The 18621-nt window shown below is 37.1% G+C and carries 18 protein-coding genes and 1 tRNA gene; 18 read left to right on the top strand and 1 reads right to left on the bottom strand.

From position 1 onward, the window contains the following. Positions 1-142: 142 nt before the first annotated feature. From BFG57_RS12340 to BFG57_RS12370, 7 genes are all read left to right on the top strand, one after another. Positions 143-1756 (top strand): tetratricopeptide repeat protein, encoded by a 1614-nt coding sequence (locus BFG57_RS12340; RefSeq protein ID WP_139125135.1) that lies wholly within the window; start codon positions 143-145, stop codon positions 1754-1756. Positions 1757-1882: 126 nt separating this feature from the next. Continuing rightward, positions 1883-2830 carry a thioredoxin-disulfide reductase gene (trxB, locus tag BFG57_RS12345; RefSeq protein WP_069717790.1) on the top strand — a complete coding sequence of 316 codons (948 nt, stop codon included), beginning with the start codon at positions 1883-1885 and terminating at the stop codon, positions 2828-2830. A 468-nt stretch (positions 2831-3298) separates the two neighbouring features. Continuing rightward, positions 3299-3757, top strand: coding sequence for an 8-oxo-dGTP diphosphatase (locus BFG57_RS12350; protein WP_069717791.1), 459 nt, complete (start codon positions 3299-3301; stop codon positions 3755-3757). 128 nt (positions 3758-3885) lie between these two features. After that, entirely contained in the window at positions 3886-4773 is an 888-nt protein-coding gene (rapZ, locus tag BFG57_RS12355) for an RNase adapter RapZ (RefSeq protein WP_069717792.1), read from the top strand. A 1-nt stretch (position 4774) separates the two neighbouring features. Continuing rightward, positions 4775-5800: a gluconeogenesis factor YvcK family protein gene (locus BFG57_RS12360; protein ID WP_083249239.1), complete on the top strand. Its 1026-nt coding sequence runs from the start codon at positions 4775-4777 to the stop codon at positions 5798-5800. An 82-nt stretch (positions 5801-5882) separates the two neighbouring features. Then, a complete protein-coding gene (gene whiA, locus BFG57_RS12365) occupies positions 5883-6839 on the top strand; it encodes a DNA-binding protein WhiA (protein ID WP_069717794.1) in 957 nt (318 codons plus the stop codon). A gap of 69 nt (positions 6840-6908) precedes the next feature. Further along, positions 6909-7166 carry an HPr family phosphocarrier protein gene (locus BFG57_RS12370; RefSeq protein WP_069717795.1) on the top strand — a complete coding sequence of 86 codons (258 nt, stop codon included), beginning with the start codon at positions 6909-6911 and terminating at the stop codon, positions 7164-7166. 41 nt (positions 7167-7207) lie between these two features. Here BFG57_RS12370 and clpP read toward each other — a convergent pair whose 3' ends face one another. Then, positions 7208-7792 carry an ATP-dependent Clp endopeptidase proteolytic subunit ClpP gene (gene clpP / locus BFG57_RS12375; RefSeq protein ID WP_069717796.1) on the bottom strand — a complete coding sequence of 195 codons (585 nt, stop codon included), beginning with the start codon at positions 7790-7792 and terminating at the stop codon, positions 7208-7210. Between the two features lie 319 nt (positions 7793-8111). On the opposite strand from clpP, the gene BFG57_RS12380 reads away from it, so the two are divergent. From BFG57_RS12380 to BFG57_RS12430, 11 genes are all read left to right on the top strand, one after another. Continuing rightward, positions 8112-8183 (top strand) — tRNA-Arg (locus BFG57_RS12380). Positions 8184-8378: 195 nt separating this feature from the next. Continuing rightward, positions 8379-9686: an RNA polymerase factor sigma-54 gene (gene rpoN / locus BFG57_RS12385; RefSeq protein WP_083249234.1), complete on the top strand. Its 1308-nt coding sequence runs from the start codon at positions 8379-8381 to the stop codon at positions 9684-9686. A gap of 23 nt (positions 9687-9709) precedes the next feature. Further along, positions 9710-9952: a glutaredoxin family protein gene (locus BFG57_RS12390; protein ID WP_069717845.1), complete on the top strand. Its 243-nt coding sequence runs from the start codon at positions 9710-9712 to the stop codon at positions 9950-9952. Positions 9953-10102: 150 nt separating this feature from the next. Next, entirely contained in the window at positions 10103-11134 is a 1032-nt protein-coding gene (locus BFG57_RS12395) for a sugar-binding transcriptional regulator (protein ID WP_069717797.1), read from the top strand. A gap of 78 nt (positions 11135-11212) precedes the next feature. Continuing rightward, on the top strand, positions 11213-12220 hold the full coding sequence (gene gap / locus BFG57_RS12400) for a type I glyceraldehyde-3-phosphate dehydrogenase (RefSeq protein WP_069717798.1): 1008 nt from the start codon (positions 11213-11215) through the stop codon (positions 12218-12220). Between the two features lie 237 nt (positions 12221-12457). After that, positions 12458-13642: a phosphoglycerate kinase gene (locus BFG57_RS12405; RefSeq protein ID WP_069717799.1), complete on the top strand. Its 1185-nt coding sequence runs from the start codon at positions 12458-12460 to the stop codon at positions 13640-13642. Positions 13643-13663: 21 nt separating this feature from the next. Next, entirely contained in the window at positions 13664-14425 is a 762-nt protein-coding gene (gene tpiA / locus BFG57_RS12410; RefSeq protein WP_069717800.1) for a triose-phosphate isomerase, read from the top strand. After that, positions 14418-15953, top strand: coding sequence for a 2,3-bisphosphoglycerate-independent phosphoglycerate mutase (gpmI, locus tag BFG57_RS12415; protein WP_069717801.1), 1536 nt, complete (start codon positions 14418-14420; stop codon positions 15951-15953). Before tpiA ends, gpmI begins: the two co-directional genes overlap by 8 nt. Positions 15954-15984: 31 nt before the next feature. Beyond that, positions 15985-17268, top strand: coding sequence for a phosphopyruvate hydratase (gene eno / locus BFG57_RS12420; protein ID WP_069717802.1), 1284 nt, complete (start codon positions 15985-15987; stop codon positions 17266-17268). A 110-nt stretch (positions 17269-17378) separates the two neighbouring features. Further along, the gene (gene secG, locus BFG57_RS12425; RefSeq protein WP_069717803.1) at positions 17379-17612 is read left to right on the top strand and encodes a preprotein translocase subunit SecG; all 234 of its coding nucleotides are present in this window, start codon (positions 17379-17381) and stop codon (positions 17610-17612) included. 244 nt (positions 17613-17856) lie between these two features. Beyond that, positions 17857-18603, top strand: a complete 747-nt coding sequence (locus tag BFG57_RS12430; protein WP_069717804.1) for an alpha/beta hydrolase — start codon at positions 17857-17859, stop codon at positions 18601-18603. Positions 18604-18621 lie beyond the last annotated feature (18 nt).

Consider the following 18621-nt stretch of genomic DNA (forward strand, 5'->3'; position numbering starts at 1 on the left):
TGTAACTAGTCAGTAGCTATTTTTTAGAGTTTTTTCGTGAATGTAAGTTCTGGTAATTACTCGTTGGGTGTTGCAAATATCCTAATTGTAATAAAATATTATATGTTATAAAAAACGGCATAGGAAATAAGGACTTTCTAGTTTGAAGTCCTTTGTTTTCGTTAAATATGGTATACTAGCTTCGACAAAAATTACGAACGGCGGAGGGTTTATGAGAACTGGATTATCATTTGAGAAGAAACAAGGCAAGGTTCTTCCTTTCATTCAAGATGGTGAGCATTTCTTCAAAAAGGGAATAAAGGCCTATCGGCAAGGTGATTTGAAGAAAGCTGAGCATCACTTAACACGTGCTGTCAGGATGGATAAGGAAGAGCCTATCTTTCTATGCCAATTGGCTGTGGTGGTCTCAGAACTTGGGAATTATCAAGAATCGAATGAAATGCTAGAAAAAGTTTTATACGAATTGGAGCCAGAAATGGTCGACTGTTATTACTTTTTGGCAAACAATTATGCATATCTTGGTTTGTTTCACGAGGCAAAAGTTAAAACAGAGAAATATTTATCAGAGGCACCCGAAGGTGAATATGTTGAAGATGCAAATGAACTATTAAAGTTACTTAAGTTTGAAGATAGTTTAGATGGGGAAACAGATGAATCACTTCGTGCCGAAGAATCACTTATTATACGACACGATCAAGCGAAGAAACTGATAGCAGAAGGGAAGTTATCGCAAGCTGAGCAAGTATTGAAGCAATTAACCGTTGATTATCCTGAGTTTTGGTCAGCTTATAATAATTTGGCCATTACTTATTTTCAACAAGGGTTGACTTCAGAAGCGATACAGATAACTGAGGAAGTATTAGAAAGAAGTACAGGCAATCTACATGCTTTATGTAATTTAGCCGTTTTCTTTCATTACCTCGGTGATAAAACAAAAACAAGTCATTTACAGTCACAGCTTGAGAGTGTTTATCCAATCGAAATGGAGTGTCGTAGCAAGCTAGGAACGACATTAGTATTGCTTGGGAGTTATTCACAAGGTTATAAGTGGCTACGTTCGATCTATAAAAGAGGATTCGTTGGTGAAGCAAGTTTCTATTATTGGTTATCGGTAGGGGCTTATCAGCTTGGCGATGAGAAATTTGCGGAGCAAGCATGGTTAGAATTTATAAAGAAAAATCCAGAGAAGGCAAATGAAAAACCGTGGAAGGATACGAAGCAACAATCGAACGGAATTGAAGCTCATGAATACGATGATTTTTATCAAGTATTGTATGGAACAGATTCATATGGTGAAAGATTCTTTGCGTTATATGCACTATATCAAAATGCAGATAAGGTAGCTATAACTATGGTCGAGGAGTTTGTAAAAAGCCATGATGTAGATGAGCAATTGAAAAGCTTTGCGATAACGCTTTTAAAACAAAAAGGGTTCAATAAGCAAATGATGTCAACTTCAGAGAGCATGGAAATAGGTTTTGAAACAGCACAGCAATTAATTAAACTTATTAATGATGAAATGCATACTGATGAAATAAAGCGTCTCTATATGTTATGGTTCACAGCTTTTGCAAATATGATTAAAGAAAACAAAACTATGATGAGAAATTCAAAAGCATGGGCAGCAGCAGTAGAGTATATATGGTGTGGAACAACAAATGATCCGAAAACTCAGAAGGTATTGGCAAAACAGTATGACTTATCTGTTTCAACAATAAGTAAATACGTGAAAATTGTTAAAAATTTAATTGACTGAGCATTTTAATAGCATCAAGTGAATCTTTTTATTAGGATAGAATGTGAAGAGAAGATTGAGGATTTTGAATAGGTAAGGATTAACGAAAAATAGTCTTATTTGCACATAGATCGAGGAGGGAAAGTGATGAGTGAAGAGAAAATTTATGATGTAATCATTGCAGGAGCAGGGCCAGCAGGAATGACAGCAGCCGTTTATACGTCTCGTGCAAATCTTGATACATTAATGATTGAACGTGGTATTCCGGGTGGTCAAATGGCAAACACAGAAGATATCGAGAATTATCCAGGGTATGACAATATTTTAGGACCAGACCTGTCCAATAAGATGTTTGAACATGCGAAGAAGTTTGGTGCTGAGTATGCTTACGGTGATATTAAGGAAATTATTGATGGTAAGGAATACAAAATTGTTAAAGCTGGAAATAAAGAATATAAGACTCGTACAGTAATCATTACTACGGGTGCACAATATAAGAAAATTGGCGTTCCTGGTGAAGAAGAACTAGGTGGGCGAGGTGTATCATATTGTGCCGTTTGTGATGGAGCCTTCTTTAAAGGAAAAGAACTTGTTGTTGTTGGAGGCGGAGACTCTGCTGTTGAAGAAGGTGTCTACCTTACACGTTTTGCTTCTAAAGTAACGATTGTACATCGTCGTGATAAATTACGTGCACAGAAGATTTTGCAAAAACGTGCTTTTGATAACGAAAATATCGACTTTATCTGGAATCATACGGTTAAAGAAATTAATGATAAAGATGGAAAAGTAGACAGTGTTACGCTTGTTGATACGATCTCTGGAGAAGAACAAGAATTTAAGACGGATGGGGTCTTCATCTATATCGGAATGAATCCATTAAGTGGTCCGTTCCAAAGTTTAGGTATTACGAATGAAGCAGGTTATATTGAAACGGATGATTCAATGGAAACGAAAGTCGCTGGAATCTATGCCGCTGGTGATATTCGTGAGAAGACATTACGCCAAATTGTAACCGCAACTGGTGATGGAAGTATCGCTGCACAAAGTGCACAGCATTATATTGAAGAGTTAAAAGAAGAGTTAGCAACTTCTTAATTGTAATCAATTAAAAACAATTCAGTAATTGCCTTTTAACTACTTTGTAACATTTGTGCAATGTTTATTAGTTAAGATAGAATTAATCAATTAACCCCCTTTTTTATAAGATATACGTTGATGGCACAGGGAAACCTGTGCCTCTTTTTTACTGTTTGATATAGAAAAAGTAAAATCAGTACACACTGTTCATCGCATCGGTAGTAAAGCTTTTTTGATGATATTATGTCTCAGTTAAAACGTGATAACATCTAAATATATATGAAGAAGTTATGTAAAGTAAAAAAATCAGGTTATCTGATCACTGTGATTCTCTAAGGGTTTCTCCGTTGTAGGCATATGTAAATAATAGTATAATGATACGTGAGTATATAATAGCGGCTTACTCTGTCAAAAAGAGTGTTGATATAGACAGCCAAACGACATGCTCTCTATTAATTACAAATAGGAACGTTTGGAGTGAATGACATGCAGCGAGTAACGAACTGTGTGCTAAAACAGGACAATAAAATATTGCTATTACAAAAACCTCGCCGTGGTTGGTGGGTAGCACCGGGCGGAAAGATGGAACAAGGTGAATCAATTAAAGATTCAGTTGTTCGTGAATTTCGTGAAGAAACTGGAATATATTTAAAGAATCCGAATGTTAAAGGGATATTTACATTTACAATAAAAGACGGAGATCAAGTTGTTTCTGAATGGATGATGTTCACCTTCTTCGCAGATGAATTTGACGGAGAGAATGTTGATGAATCAGAAGAAGGGAAAATTGGTTGGCATGAAATAGATGTACTTTCTGAGTTACCAATGGCACCTGGTGATTATCATATCATAGACTATGTTGTAAAGGGGCATGGAACTATCTACGGAAACTTCACATACACACCTGATTTTCAATTATTGTCTTATCGACTTGATCCCTCATAAATATAAGAACACAGTGAATCGATAGTTTTCATGAAAGCATATAAAAAAACGTCAAAATAATTAACAGTATCTAATTGTGTCTTCGACATGAAATGTGGTGGACCAGTTTTTGATAGGGGGAAGAGAAAATGGCTAAGCATGACCACGATATGCAACTTGTTATTATTACAGGTATGTCAGGGGCGGGAAAGACAGTTGCAGTGCAAAGTTTCGAAGATTTAGGCTTTTTCTGTGTTGATAATTTGCCCCCTGCTTTGTTACCGAAGTTTCTTGAACTAATGAAGGAATCTGGTGGCAAGATGGATCGTGCTGCACTGGTAATGGATTTAAGAGGACGAGATTTCTTTGAAAATTTACTCGACTCAATCGATGAAATGAATAAGCAAGATTGGGTTACGCCTCATATTCTATTTCTAGAAGCAGAAGATCAGTCACTTGTGAGTAGGTATAAAGAAACGAGACGTTCGCACCCGCTTGCACCACAAGGACTACCACTAGAAGGTATTAAAAATGAGCGGAAAATCCTTGATGAGTTAAAAGGGCGTGCACAAACAATCGTTGACACAACACGAATGAAGCCTCGCCAATTGCGTGAAGTAATTATAGAAAAGTTTGCTAATGACAAACAAAGTGTTTTTAATGTAAATATTATGTCATTTGGCTTCAAACATGGCATTCCAATTGATGCGGATCTTGTTTTTGATGTGCGCTTTCTTCCTAATCCGCACTATATTGATGCGTTGCGTCCATTAACAGGTTTAAATGAAGAAGTATCTAGTTATGTGTTAAAGCAATCTGAAACACAAACTTTTGTCAATAAGCTCGTTGATTTGTTGGTGTATATGGTACCTCAATATAAACGTGAAGGAAAGAGTCAACTAGTGATTGCGATTGGTTGTACAGGTGGGCAACACCGTTCTGTAACACTTGCTGAATATATCGGTAAACACTTTGCTGATGAGTATGTAACGCAAAGGAGTCATCGTGATATTGAGAAAAGAAAGGAACAATCGTAATATGACGAAGGATAGAATTCCACGAGTAACCGTCATAGGTGGTGGGACGGGACTATCGGTTCTTCTTCGAGGATTGAAGAAGTTCCCAATAGACATAACAGCAATCGTAACAGTTGCTGACGACGGTGGGAGTTCAGGTCGCCTCCGAGATGAAATGGATATACCACCTCCAGGAGATGTAAGAAATGTAATAGCTGCACTTTCTGAAGTTGAACCACTTCTAGAAGAGTTATTTCAGCATAGATTTACAAATGGAGATGGATTAAATGGTCATCCTTTAGGAAATTTATTTCTTGCAGCAATGACATCTGTAACAGGAGATTTTGTTCATGCGATTCAAGAAACGAGTAAAGTATTGAACGTGAAAGGGAAAGTACTTCCTGCTGCGAATCGAAGCATCGTGCTCCATGCGGAAATGGAAGACGGTTCGATAATTACTGGGGAATCGAAAATTCCAACGTATAATCAGAAGATCAAACGTGTCTTCTTATCACCAGAACATGTTGAACCGTTATCAGAAACAATTGAAGCAATTCAATGTGCTGACTTAATCGTAATCGGCCCTGGTAGCTTGTATACGAGCATACTTCCAAACTTACTTGTTCATCACATTGGTGATCAAATTCAGAAAGCAACAGCAAAAAAAGTATATGTTTGTAATGTGATGACACAGGCTGGAGAAACGGTTGGTTATTCAGCAAGCCAACATGTCAGAGTACTCTATGACCATATGAAAACTCCATTTCTTGATTATGCAATTGTTAATAATGAACCAGTATCTAACTTTATTCTAAAGCGTTATGAGCTTGAAGAATCAGTGCCTGTTGAACCTGATATTGATAAAGTTGAAGCGTTAGGCTTGCATGTTTTTAGTGATAATTTTATTCTAGAACAAAATGAAATGGTTCGTCATGATACAGATAAAGTTGCAAACTTACTGTATCGTTTGTTGAATCGACAAGTCTATCACGTTTCAGATGGTTCTAGGAAACCTACTGCAAGACTTAGAAAGCTTGGAGATGTTTAGGTGTATGAGTCATAAGTGAGGAGAGAAGGTACGTTCTCACTTATGACAAGCAACAAATATAGAAGGGGGTGTTGGCAATAGTATGTCATTTGCATCAGAGACAAAAAAGGAATTAACACATATTGAAATTGACGGTTGTTGTGCAAAAGCTGAACTTTCAGCTCTTATTCGAATGAATGGTACACTTTCATTTGCTAATAGACAGATAGGGCTTGACGTACAAACAGAAAATGCAGCCATCGCTCGCCGAATATATACATTATTAAAAAGGCAATATGATGTAGGTGTGGAACTTCTCGTTCGAAAGAAGATGCGCCTGAAAAAAAATAATGTTTATATTGTCCGTTTAACAAACCGTGCTCGCGAAGTATTAGAAGAGTTAGGAATACTTGGAGATGGATTTACGTTTATTCGTACAATCTCTAAAGCGTTTACAAAGAAAAAATGTTGTAAACGAGCTTACTTAAGGGGAGCATTCTTAGCGGGGGGTTCTGTTAATAACCCTGAAACCTCTTCTTACCATTTAGAGATTTTCTCTCTGTATGAAGAACATAATCACTCATTATGTGAATTAATGAACGCTTTCAACCTTAATGCTAAAACATTGGAAAGAAAAAAAGGGTTTATCACTTATTTAAAAGAAGGCGAAAAAATTACTGAACTGCTAAACATCATTGGTGCACACCAAGCGTTATTACATTTTGAAGATGTTCGAATTGTTAGAGATATGAGGAATTCGGTAAATCGACTTGTCAATTGTGAAACAGCAAACTTGAATAAGACAATTGGTGCATCTATGAGACAAGTAGAGAATATTCGCTTTATCAAAGATACAGTTGGATTAGATGTTTTGCCTCAAAAACTACGTGAAATCGCTGAACTACGATACGAGTACCAAGATGTTACGTTAAAAGAGCTTGGAGAAATGGTGGAAAGTGGGAAGATTAGTAAATCAGGTATTAATCATCGTCTTCGTAAAATTGATGAGCTAGCAAATAAATTGCGTCAGGGAGAATCGATTGTTACAAACTCCAATTAAATCACCAAAATGTTGAAACTTTGGCGAAGAATATAATGTAATCAGGAATAATAAAGGGGGTTGGTCGTAATGGTAGAAAAAAAAGTAGAAGTTTTATTGAAATCAGGCTTACAGGCTCGTCCGGCAGCAATGTTTGTGCAAGAAGCAAATCGATATAAATCTGAAGTATTTTTAGAAAAAGACGGTAAAAAAGTTAACGCTAAAAGCATAATGGGATTAATGAGCTTAGCGGTGAGTTCAGGAACTGAAGTAACTTTGATTGCTGATGGTACTGATGAATCATTAGCAGTAGACGCATTAGTTAATTTTGTTACAAAATCAGAATAATATAAGAAAGCCCTCCAAATAGGAGGGCTTTCTTATATTAATTATTGTTCAGAAGTAAGAACTTTATCTACTAGACCATATTCAACAGCTTCTTGAGCTGACATGAAATTATCGCGGTCTGTGTCACGCTCAATAATATCAAGCGGTTGACCTGTACGTTCAGAAAGAATCGTGTTTAACTTTTCTCTCATTTGGATGATGCGGCGAGCGTGGATTTCTATATCTGATGCTTGACCTTGCGTACCACCTAATGGTTGGTGAATCATTACTTCGCTATTAGGAAGTGCAAAACGTTTGCCTTCTTCCCCGGCAGCAAGTAAGAATGCACCCATCGATGCAGCCATTCCAATACAAATTGTTGATACTTTTGGTTTAATGAATTGCATTGTATCGTAGATTGCCATTCCTGCTGTAATTGATCCACCTGGACTGTTAATGTATATTGATATGTCTTTCTCAGAATCTTCAGCAGTTAAGAAAAGTAGCTGTGAAACGATTGAATTTGCGACATTATCATCAATTGCTGAACCAAGCATAATAATACGATCCTTCAATAGACGAGAATAAATGTCATATGCGCGTTCACCACGGTTTGTTTGTTCAATAACTGTAGGTATTAAATTCATTTGAAATCCTCCTTATATTCCTGTTCTTGTATTACTACCAAATTAGCTTTTATGTACTTCATATCATACATCAAAAGGTCAATGAAGGTCAAACAAGAGGCTTATGAAAATAGCTCTTTGTTGATTCTAACATTGATAGGAGTCTGCATATAGCAGATAAGATAATTATCTATATTATGATGTATATTCTCTACCTATTCTAATCTTTCCTGTTCAAATCACAAGTAAACCCACTTTTTCTGATTCTTTTCTTATACATATGCACTTGCTTGCAAATAAAGGGTTATCGAGTTATAATAGCAGTTGTGTTTTTATACGTGCCCCCGTGGTGTAACGGATAACACGTAAGATTCCGGTTCTTGAAATGTGGGTTCGATTCCTGCCGGGGGCGTAACGTAAAACTCCTTTCTCATTGTATGAGAAGGGAGTTTTTTTGCGATTTAAGTACATATGTCATGAAGAGTGAGTATATAGCATAAAAAATCAATAAAGGTATTTTAAATAAACGACAACGTTCATAGGTAAGGTTTTCATACCAAAAGTTGAGGTTTATATTGTACAATAAAAGATAGAGGGGGGAGAGAAAGTGGAATTAGGTCTCTTTCAACAACAAACTTTGAAACTGGTGATGACAACTGAACTTCGTCAAGCTATTACATTACTACAGTATTCAGCTATGGATTTGACTGAATATCTTCAGGAACAATCGTTAGAAAATCCCCTTATTGAATTAAAAGAGCCATTGTGGGAGCAAGGTTTTTACAAAAGTACACACAAGCATGAATCCGATGTAAATCCACTAGACTTCGTAAGTAATGAACATCGAACGCTTCAAGATGATTTATTAACTCAAATTCGTCTTTTGCACTTAGTTGAAGGCGATTATCCGATTATTAGATATATGATATTATTATTAGATGAAAATGGTTATTTTCATGAAGATTTAGAGCTAGTAGCGGAGAAATTTTCTGTTGGTTATGAATATGTAGAGGAATTGTTAAAATGCTTACAAACATTAGACCCGATCGGTGTCGGTGCGAGAAGCTTAGGTGAATGTCTATACCTTCAACTGAAAAATAACGATAAAATAGAAGAAATTGCATTGGAAATTGTACTCAATGACTTAGAATTATTAGCAGATAAGAAGTGGAAGCAAATAGTTAAGAAATATGGCGTTTCATTGCCTTATATTCAGACGATATATGATTCTTTGAAGACATTGAATCCACGCCCTGGATCGTCCTATAACACATCTATCTCAAATTATATTGTGCCTGAGTTAGCGGTACAAGAGGATGAAGGTATGTTCTCAGTATCATTTAACGATCAAAGTTTGCCGCAAATATCTGTAAATGAGAAGTATCAGGGATATCTAAAAGGAACAAAACAAGACGATCTTACAAAATACGTAGCTGATAAATATCAGCAAGTCATGTGGTTGCAAAAAAGTATCGAGCAGAGACGGTTAACGTTATTGAAAGTCATGATAACAATTATTGAGAAGCAACCGAACTTTTTTAAAAAGGGACCAAAGTATCTAAAACCGATGACATTAAAAGATGTAGCAGAAGAAACTGAGCTGCATGAATCGACAGTAAGTCGCGCAACTACTGGTAAGTATGTTCAAACGCCACATGGGGTCTTTGAGTTGAAAGTGTTTTTTTCATCTTCGATTCCAATGAGTCAAGGTGGGGATACATCATCTACCGAAGTGAAAAATGAGTTAAAACAATTAATCGATGATGAAGATAAAAAGAAACCACTCTCAGATCAGCGGTTAGTAGAATTGTTGAAAGATAAACATGGGTTTGTTGTATCAAGGCGAACGGTTGCCAAATATCGAGATCAACTAAAAATTCCAGCTAGTTCTAAACGCAGGCGTTATGATGATTAATGAGGAGAATCGATATGAATGCAATGAAAGTTGTGATGTATTCACGCAAACAATGTCCACTCTGTGAAAAAGCTAAGATACAGTTATTGGCTCTACAAACAGAGTTTCAATTTGAATTTGAAGAAGTAGATATTTATGAGAATGACAGTTTATTAGAGCGATATCAATTAATGATACCGGTCGTTGAAATTAATGGTGAAGAAGTGGAATATGGACAAATTGTGAAAGAGAACATAAGAAAACGCTTACTTAAAAAAATGATGTAGTTGTTTATTGCATGTGCAAATGATTCCTGTTATATTAAAAACGTAGCAGGAATGATTTTTTTTACGACTATTGGGACATAATATGCATAAGAGGGACGATATTGGTCCAGTACATGTAATTGTATTAAAAGTCATAAAGGAGTCAAAGGTATGAAATCATTACTTGATGTCCAACAAAAATTGTTACCTGAATTATTAGAAGTTATGCAAAAGCGCTACCGAATTTTGCAATACATTCGGTTTATGCAACCAATTGGACGAAGAAACTTGGCAGCCTATTTAGGTGTAACAGAACGAGTGCTTCGTTCAGAAGTAAGCTTCCTTAAGGATCAGGGACTTCTAAAAGTTTCTTCAAGTGGAATGGAATTAAAGGAAGATGGACAAAAACTGCTACTACAGCTTGAAGATATTATGAAAGAAGTTCTTGGATTAAGCGGTTTAGAAAAAAGACTTAAGGAAATATTAAAGTTGGAACGCGTAATTGTTGTTTCAGGTAATAGCGACACAGAAGATTTAACAAAGCTAGAAATGGGTCGTGCATCTGTCGCATGTATGAAAACGTACTATGAAGAAGAAAATACAATAGCAGTGACAGGTGGAACAACAATGGCAGCTGTTGCAGAAATGATGACCCCTGATTTAAAAGGAAAGAAACAATTCTTCGTTCCTGCAAGAGGTGGAATAGGAGAAAATGTAAAAAATCAGGCAAACACAATTTGTGCAAAAATGGCTGAGCAAGCAGGCGGTGAATACCGATTGTTACATGTCCCAGATCAGTTAAGTGAGCAAACTTACAGGTCAATTCTTGCAGAGAATTCTGTGAAAGAAGTTGTTGATTTAATTAAATCTTCAACAATGGTGGTTCATGGTATAGGAGAAGGCTTGATGATGGCGGAAAGGCGTAAAACAGATATGCATGATATTGCTAAACTCCGTCAAAGTAAGGCTGTTGCTGAAGCATTTGGATATTACTTTAACAGTGAAGGAGAAGTTGTACATCATGTTACAACAGTAGGAATCCAGCTTGAAGATTTAAAAAATATTCAATCTGTAATTGCTGTTGCAGGAGGTACATCCAAAGCAGAAGCCATTTATGCTTATCTAAAGCAAGGAACAAGCAAAGTCCTTGTAACTGATGAACAGGCTGCATTAAAGATAATAGAAATCAATAAAAAGAAATAATGGTTTGCGTGCAATGAACTTGGTCACATACCAAGCTCTCTATTATAAATTTGTACTTAATTTTAAGGAGGAATTATCATGGCAGTAAAAATTGGTATTAATGGATTTGGTCGTATTGGACGTGTTGTATTCCGAGCAGCACTTAAAAACCCTAACGTAGAGGTTGTAGCGGTAAACGACTTAACTGATGCAAATATGCTAGCACACCTTTTACAATATGATTCAATACACGGAAAGTTAGATGCAAAAGTAGAAGTTAATGGTAATAACCTAGTAGTAGATGGACAAGAAATTGTCGTTAAAGCAGAACGTGACCCAGCAAACCTTGGTTGGGGAGATTTAGGTGTAGAAGTAGTTGTTGAATCTACTGGACGTTTCACTGCACGTAATGATGCTGCGAAACATCTTGAAGCAGGTGCAAAGAAAGTTGTTATCTCTGCTCCAGCAACTGATGAAGATATTTCTGTTGTATTAGGTGTTAACGAAGAATCTTATGATCCAGCAAATCATCACGTAATCTCAAATGCTTCTTGTACTACAAACTGCTTAGCACCATTTGCGAAAGTTCTTAATGATAAATTCGGTCTAAAACGCGGTATGATGACAACAGTTCACTCATATACAAATGATCAACAAATCTTAGACCTTCCACATAAAGATTACCGTCGTGCACGTGCAGCAGCAGAATCAATCATTCCAACAACTACTGGTGCAGCGAAAGCAGTTGCAAAAGTTCTTCCTGAACTAAAAGGAAAACTTAATGGTATGGCAATGCGTGTACCTACACCAAACGTATCACTTGTAGACCTTGTTGCTGAACTTGATACAAACGTTACAGCTGAAGATGTAAATGCAGCATTAAAAGAAGCTGCTGAAGGTCCTTTGAAAGGTGTTCTTTCATACAATGATTTGCCATTAGTATCTCGTGACTACAATGGTGATCCTTCTTCTTCAACTGTTGATGGTTTATCAACGATGGTATTAGAAGATAATATGGTTAAAGTTGTATCTTGGTACGATAACGAGAGTGGTTATTCTCACCGCGTAGTAGACCTTGTAGATTATATCGGAAGTAAAGGCCTGTAAGAAATTAAGGTGTTCATAAGGTCTTTGACGAAAACTTTTCATGATTTTCCTTAATTTTCTTTGAACCCTTATGAAACAATGCTTATAATCTTGTATAGTGCTTCCGTTTTCGGAAGTGAATATTGAGGAAGCAAAGAAGGGAGCGGGAAGCTGTTCGCTTCCTGCCCCTTCTTGTTTTTTCTTTTAGCCAATGTGTTAAGTTCATGAAGCAAGCAAGATTAAAGGAGGACTTGGGTGATGGACAAACAGACGATTCGCGATATTGAAGTCAAAGGGAAAAGGGTCTTTTGCCGTGTTGATTTCAATGTGCCAATGAGCGAAGGTAAAGTAACGGATGATACACGTATCCGAGCTGCTTTACCGACAATCAAACATCTTACAGAGCAAGGTGCAAAAGTCATTCTTGCAAGTCATCTTGGACGTCCAAAGGGAGCGGTAGTTGAAGAACTTCGTTTGGATGCAGCAGCGGAACGTTTAGGTGCCCTTCTTAATCAAGAAGTTGCCAAGGTTAACGAAGCAGTTGGAGCGGAAGTTGAGCAAGCAATTTCTAAAATGGAAGAAGGGGATGTTCTTCTATTAGAAAACGTTCGTTTCTATCCTGGTGAGAAGAAAAATGACCCTGAATTCGCTAAGCAGTTAGCTTCACTTGCCGATATCTATGTGAATGATGCGTTTGGTGCTGCACATCGTGCACATGCATCAACAGCAGGTGTTGCAGAACATCTTCCAGCAGTTGCAGGCTTTTTAATGGAGAAGGAATTAGAAGTGCTTGGTAAGGCATTATCTAATCCTGAGCGTCCTTTTACAGCCATTATTGGTGGAGCTAAAGTAAAAGATAAGATCGGCGTTATTGATCACCTATTAGATAAAGTTGATAACTTAATCATTGGTGGCGGTCTTGCATACACATTCATTAAGGCGCAAGGTCATGATGTTGGTCAATCACTTCTAGAAGAAGATAAGATTGAACTTGCAAAAGAATTCATGGCAAAAGCGAAAGAGAAAGGCGTTAACTTCTATATGCCTGTTGATGGTGTTGTTGCGAATGAATTTTCACCTGATGCCAAAACAGATGTAGTTTCTATTGACTCAATTCCTAGTGATTGGGAAGCACTTGATATTGGTCCAAAAACAGTTGAGACGTATAAAGATGTTATACAAGGTTCCAAGTTAGTTATTTGGAATGGACCAATGGGAGTATTTGAGTTTGACAAATTTGCGAACGGTACAAAAGGTGTGGCAGAAGCGCTTGCAGAAGCGAAAGACACATATTCCGTAATCGGTGGAGGCGACTCAGCTGCAGCAGTAGAAAAGTTCAACTTAGCTGATAAAATGAGCCATATTTCTACTGGTGGCGGTGCTTCTCTAGAGTTCATGGAAGGGAAAATTCTTCCGGGTGTAGCAGCGTTGAACGACAAATAAACTAGACATTGAGGTGAAAGTATGCGTAAACCGATTATTGCTGGTAACTGGAAAATGAATAAAACGTTATCTGAAGCAACGGATTTCGCAGCAACTGTGAAGAGCCAAATCCCAAGCTCTGAGTATGTTGATTCTGTAGTATGTGCTCCAGCACTTTTCTTAGGACAACTTGTAAATGATGCAAAGGGAACAGACTTAAAAGTTGGTGCGCAAAATATGCATTTTGAAGATAATGGTGCTTATACTGGGGAAATTAGTCCAGTTGCACTAAAAGACATCGGTGCAGACTACGTCATCATTGGTCATTCTGAACGCCGTGAAATGTTTGCTGAGACAGATGAAACTGTTAATAAAAAAGCGCATGCAAGCTTTAAGCATGATTTATTACCTATCATTTGTGTTGGGGAAACTCTTGAAGAGCGTGAAAGTAACAAGACGAATGAGCTTGTAGGTGCTCAAGTTGAGAAGGCGTTGGCTGGTTTAACTGAAGAACAAGTTGAAAAAGCTATCATTGCATATGAACCAATTTGGGCAATTGGTACAGGTAAGTCTTCTTCAGCTCAAGATGCAGATGAAGTTTGTGGACATGTTCGTCAAACTGTTGCAAACAAATTCTCAGAAGATACAGCTAACAAAGTTCGCATTCAATATGGTGGTAGTGTGAAACCAAGCAATATTAAAGAATATATGGCTCAACCAAACATCGATGGAGCTCTTGTAGGTGGTGCAAGTTTAGAACCTGGATCATTCCTTGAGCTTTTGGAGGCAGTCAACAATGGCTAAAAAACCACATGCGTTAATTATTTTAGATGGTTTTGGTTTGCGTGATGAGACAAAAGGAAACGCGGTTACTCAAGCAAACACAACGAATTTTGATCGATTGTGGAATCAATACCCACATTCTACTCTTACAGCAAGCGGGGAAGCTGTAGGATTACCAGAAGGTCAAATGGGAAACTCTGAAGTTGGACATCTGAATATTGGCGCTGGACGCATCGTTTATCAAAGTTTGACAAGAGTGAATAAATCAATTCGTATGGGTGACTTTTTTGAAAATGATACATTCAACGACGCAATGGATCATGTAAAAGAAAAAGGGAAAGCACTCCACATTTTTGGGTTGTTATCAGATGGTGGAATTCACAGTCATATTAACCATATGTTTGCTTTATTAAAATTAGCTTCTGAAAAAGGACTTGAAAAGGTTTATATTCATGGTTTTTTAGATGGACGAGATGTTGGTCCTCAAACAGCTAAAACTTACATTAAGCAAGCCCAAGAAAAAATGGATGAATATGGTGTAGGTGAAATTGCAACAATTTCAGGACGTTATTATTCAATGGATCGTGATAAACGTTGGGATCGTGTAGAAAAATCATATCGGGCAATGGTTTACGGTGAGGGACCGTCATACACAAACCCAATTGAGCTTGTTGATGATTCATATGAGAATGGCATCTATGATGAGTTTGTTCTACCTTCAGTTATTACGAAAGAAGACGGAACACCAGTAGCAACGATAGAAGAGGAAGATGCTGTTATCTTCTATAACTTCCGTCCAGACCGTGCTATTCAAATCTCTCGTGCTTTTACGAATAAAGATTTTCGTGATTTTGATCGTGGAGAAAATGCACCAAAAGACGTTCACTTCGTATGTTTAACACAATTTAGTGAAACAGTTGATGGGTATGTAGCATTCAAACCAGCTAATCTAGATAATACGTGTGGTGAAGTATTATCGCAAAATGGTTTGAAGCAGTTAAGAATTGCAGAAACTGAAAAATATCCTCACGTGACTTTCTTCTTTAGCGGAGGTCGCGAAGCAGAATTTCCTGGTGAAGAAAGAATTCTAATTGATTCGCCAAAAGTAGCAACATATGATTTAAAACCTGAAATGAGTGCATATGAAGTAACTGATGCACTTGTGAATGAAATCGAAGCAGACAAGCATGATGCAATTATTTTAAACTTTGCAAACCCAGATATGGTCGGTCATTCTGGTATGCTTGAACCTACAATTAAAGCAATTGAAGCAGTTGATGAATGTCTTGGACGTGTAATTGAGGCAATACAAGCTAAAGATGGTGTAGCGATTATCACAGCTGACCACGGTAATGCTGATGAGGTTATTACGTTAGAAGGAAATCCAATGACAGCACATACAACAAATCCGGTTCCAGTTATCGTAACTAAGGAAGGGATAGAGCTACGAAATGATGGGATTCTTGGTGACCTTTCACCAACGTTGCTTGATTTATTAAATGTAGAATTACCTGAAGAAATGACAGGACAATCATTAATTAAAAAATAAAATGTACAGTATTGGAAGGAGAGAATGTTAAATGTCTCTAATTGTTGATGTATATGCACGTGAAGTATTAGATTCACGCGGTAATCCAACGGTGGAAGTAGAAGTATTCACAGATACAGGTGCATTTGGTCGTGCACTAGTACCGAGTGGTGCATCTACTGGTGAATATGAAGCAGTAGAACTACGTGATGGTGATAAAGAACGTTATTTAGGAAAAGGTGTCTTAAAAGCAGTTGAGAACGTTAATGACAAGATTGCTGAATCTTTAATCGGATACGATGTAACTGACCAAACTGGTATCGATGATCTTCTTATCGAGCTTGATGGTACTGAAAATAAAGGAAACTTCGGTGCGAATGCAATCTTAGGTGTTTCTCTTGCTTGTGCACATGCAGCAGCTCAATCATTGGGAGAGCCATTATATCGTTACCTAGGTGGTTTCAATGCGAAAACTCTTCCAACACCAATGATGAATATCGTTAATGGTGGAGAGCACGCAGATAACAATGTAGATATTCAAGAATTTATGGTTATGCCTGTAGGTGCGCCAACTTTCCGTGAAGCACTACGCATGGGAACAGAAATCTTCCATAGCTTGAAAAATGTATTGAAAAACAAAGGTTATAACACTGCTGTTGGTGACGAGGGTGGTTTTGCGCCAAACTTGAAATCAAATGAAGAAGCTCTTGAAACGATCATCGAAGCAATTGAAGCAGCAGGTTATAAGCCTGGTGAAGAAGTAAAGCTTGCGATGGATGTAGCATCTTCTGAGCTTTACGAAGATGGTAAGTACAACTTAAAAGGCGAAGGTGTTGTTCGTACTTCTGAAGAAATGGTTAATTGGTATGAAGAGCTTGTTAACAAATACCCAATCATTTCAATTGAAGATGGATTAGATGAGAATGACTGGGAAGGTCATAAGCTTCTAACAGAGCGTATCGGACATAAAGTACAACTTGTTGGTGATGACTTGTTTGTAACGAACACGAAGAAACTTGCTCAAGGTATTGAACAAGGTATTGGAAATTCAATTTTAATTAAAGTTAACCAAATTGGAACCCTTACTGAAACGTTTGATGCTATTGAAATGGCAAAACGTGCAGGTTATACGGCTGTTATCTCTCACCGCTCTGGTGAAACAGAAGATGCTACGATTGCAGACATCGCAGTAGCAACAAATGCAGGACAAATTAAAACAGGTGCTCCGTCACGTACGGACCGTGTTGCGAAATACAATCAATTACTACGTATTGAAGATGAATTAGAACATTTAGCACAATACGCTAGCACAAACGCATTTTACAACTTAAAGTAAATTGTAAAACCGACTGGACAATGTCCAGTCGGTTTTAATGTTAGTTGTGAAAATAAGTATAATATGATACATTTATAATATCGTAAAGTGTGCGTTTAGGAGGTAAATACATGCATGCAGTTGCAGTAACGTTATTAGTCATCGTCTCAATAGCATTAATTGTTATCGTTTTATTGCAATCTGGAAAGAGCTCAGGACTTTCAGGGGCTATTTCTGGTGGAGCTGAGCAATTATTCGGAAAGCAAAAAGCTCGTGGTATTGATGCTGTACTTCACCGTGTAACAATTGTATTAGCAGTATTGTTTTTTGTTTTAGCGATTGCGGTAACATACTTTGATGTATAATAGGTGTAATAGAAAAACAGCGGTGTTTACCGCTGTTTTTCTATTACATAAATTAAATGGAATAAACTGTTTCTATTACTTAATAGAGATATCACACCATCACAAAGATTGACGTAAGTAATAAGTAATAGGTTTGAAAATAATAGATATGCGGAAAATAAACTAACGAATTAAATCATGAAAATATACAGTTTAATCTTACATAATATGTAGTAAATTATAAGTTAAGGAGATGTCATTCAGCATGAAAGTAGTAGCACCAAAGCCTTTTACCTTTGAAGCGGGAAGAAGAGCCGTTTTACTTTTGCATGGATTCACGGGGAATGCAAATGATGTACGAATGTTAGGGCGTTTTCTTCAAACAAAAGGATATACATGTCACGGCCCTCAGTATGTAGGGCATGGCGCACCACCTGAAAAGCTGGTTCAGACAGTACCTGAAGAGTGGTGGAAAGACGTGGTGGAGGGTTATCAATATTTGAAACAGCAAGGTTATGATGAAATTGCTGTAGCTGGACTTTCATTAGGTGGGCTATTTTCCTTAAAGCTCGGTTACACTGAAGCTGTGAAAGGAATTGTGTCAATGTGTGCCCCTATGTATATTAAGAGTGACGAAATAATGTTGCAAGGAATCGAACAATTTGCTAAAGAATATAAGAAGAGAGAAGGCAAAACTGCAACAGTCATTGAAGAGGAAATGAAGCTGTTGGAGAAGGCTCCTCAGAAATTACTTCATGAACTTCAAGGCCTGATAAGCGAAGTACGAGATAATGTCGATTTAATCTATAATCCACTTTTCGTTGTACAAGCACGAAAGGATGAGATGATTAATGTGGATAGTGCAAATATCATTTTTGAGGAAGCGGAATCAGATATGAAAGAAATTAAATGGTATGAGCAGTCTGGACATGCCATTACGCTTGATAAAGAGCGTGAACAGCTACATGAAGATGTATATCAATTTTTAGAAAAATTAGATTGGAAAGAATGAAAATAATATCAATTTTAT

The organism is Bacillus solimangrovi, assembly GCF_001742425.1.
Taxonomy (GTDB): Bacteria; Bacillota; Bacilli; order Bacillales; family Bacillaceae_N; genus Bacillus_AV; species Bacillus_AV solimangrovi.

Bases quoted from the DNA above. Each gene is read 5' to 3' on its own strand.
- trxB (WP_069717790.1), top strand. From the start codon at position 1,883: ATGAGTGAAGAGAAAATTTATGATGTAATCATTGCAGGAGCAGGGCCA.
- BFG57_RS12350 (WP_069717791.1), top strand. From the start codon at position 3,299: ATGCAGCGAGTAACGAACTGTGTGCTAAAACAGGACAATAAAATATTG.
- rapZ (WP_069717792.1), top strand. From the start codon at position 3,886: ATGGCTAAGCATGACCACGATATGCAACTTGTTATTATTACAGGTATG.
- BFG57_RS12360 (WP_083249239.1), top strand. From the start codon at position 4,775: ATGACGAAGGATAGAATTCCACGAGTAACCGTCATAGGTGGTGGGACG.
- whiA (WP_069717794.1), top strand. From the start codon at position 5,883: ATGTCATTTGCATCAGAGACAAAAAAGGAATTAACACATATTGAAATT.
- BFG57_RS12370 (WP_069717795.1), top strand. From the start codon at position 6,909: ATGGTAGAAAAAAAAGTAGAAGTTTTATTGAAATCAGGCTTACAGGCT.
- clpP (WP_069717796.1), bottom strand. From the start codon at position 7,792: ATGAATTTAATACCTACAGTTATTGAACAAACAAACCGTGGTGAACGC.
- BFG57_RS12390 (WP_069717845.1), top strand. From the start codon at position 9,710: ATGAAAGTTGTGATGTATTCACGCAAACAATGTCCACTCTGTGAAAAA.
- BFG57_RS12395 (WP_069717797.1), top strand. From the start codon at position 10,103: ATGAAATCATTACTTGATGTCCAACAAAAATTGTTACCTGAATTATTA.
- gap (WP_069717798.1), top strand. From the start codon at position 11,213: ATGGCAGTAAAAATTGGTATTAATGGATTTGGTCGTATTGGACGTGTT.
- BFG57_RS12405 (WP_069717799.1), top strand. From the start codon at position 12,458: ATGGACAAACAGACGATTCGCGATATTGAAGTCAAAGGGAAAAGGGTC.
- tpiA (WP_069717800.1), top strand. From the start codon at position 13,664: ATGCGTAAACCGATTATTGCTGGTAACTGGAAAATGAATAAAACGTTA.
- gpmI (WP_069717801.1), top strand. From the start codon at position 14,418: ATGGCTAAAAAACCACATGCGTTAATTATTTTAGATGGTTTTGGTTTG.
- eno (WP_069717802.1), top strand. From the start codon at position 15,985: ATGTCTCTAATTGTTGATGTATATGCACGTGAAGTATTAGATTCACGC.
- secG (WP_069717803.1), top strand. From the start codon at position 17,379: ATGCATGCAGTTGCAGTAACGTTATTAGTCATCGTCTCAATAGCATTA.
- BFG57_RS12430 (WP_069717804.1), top strand. From the start codon at position 17,857: ATGAAAGTAGTAGCACCAAAGCCTTTTACCTTTGAAGCGGGAAGAAGA.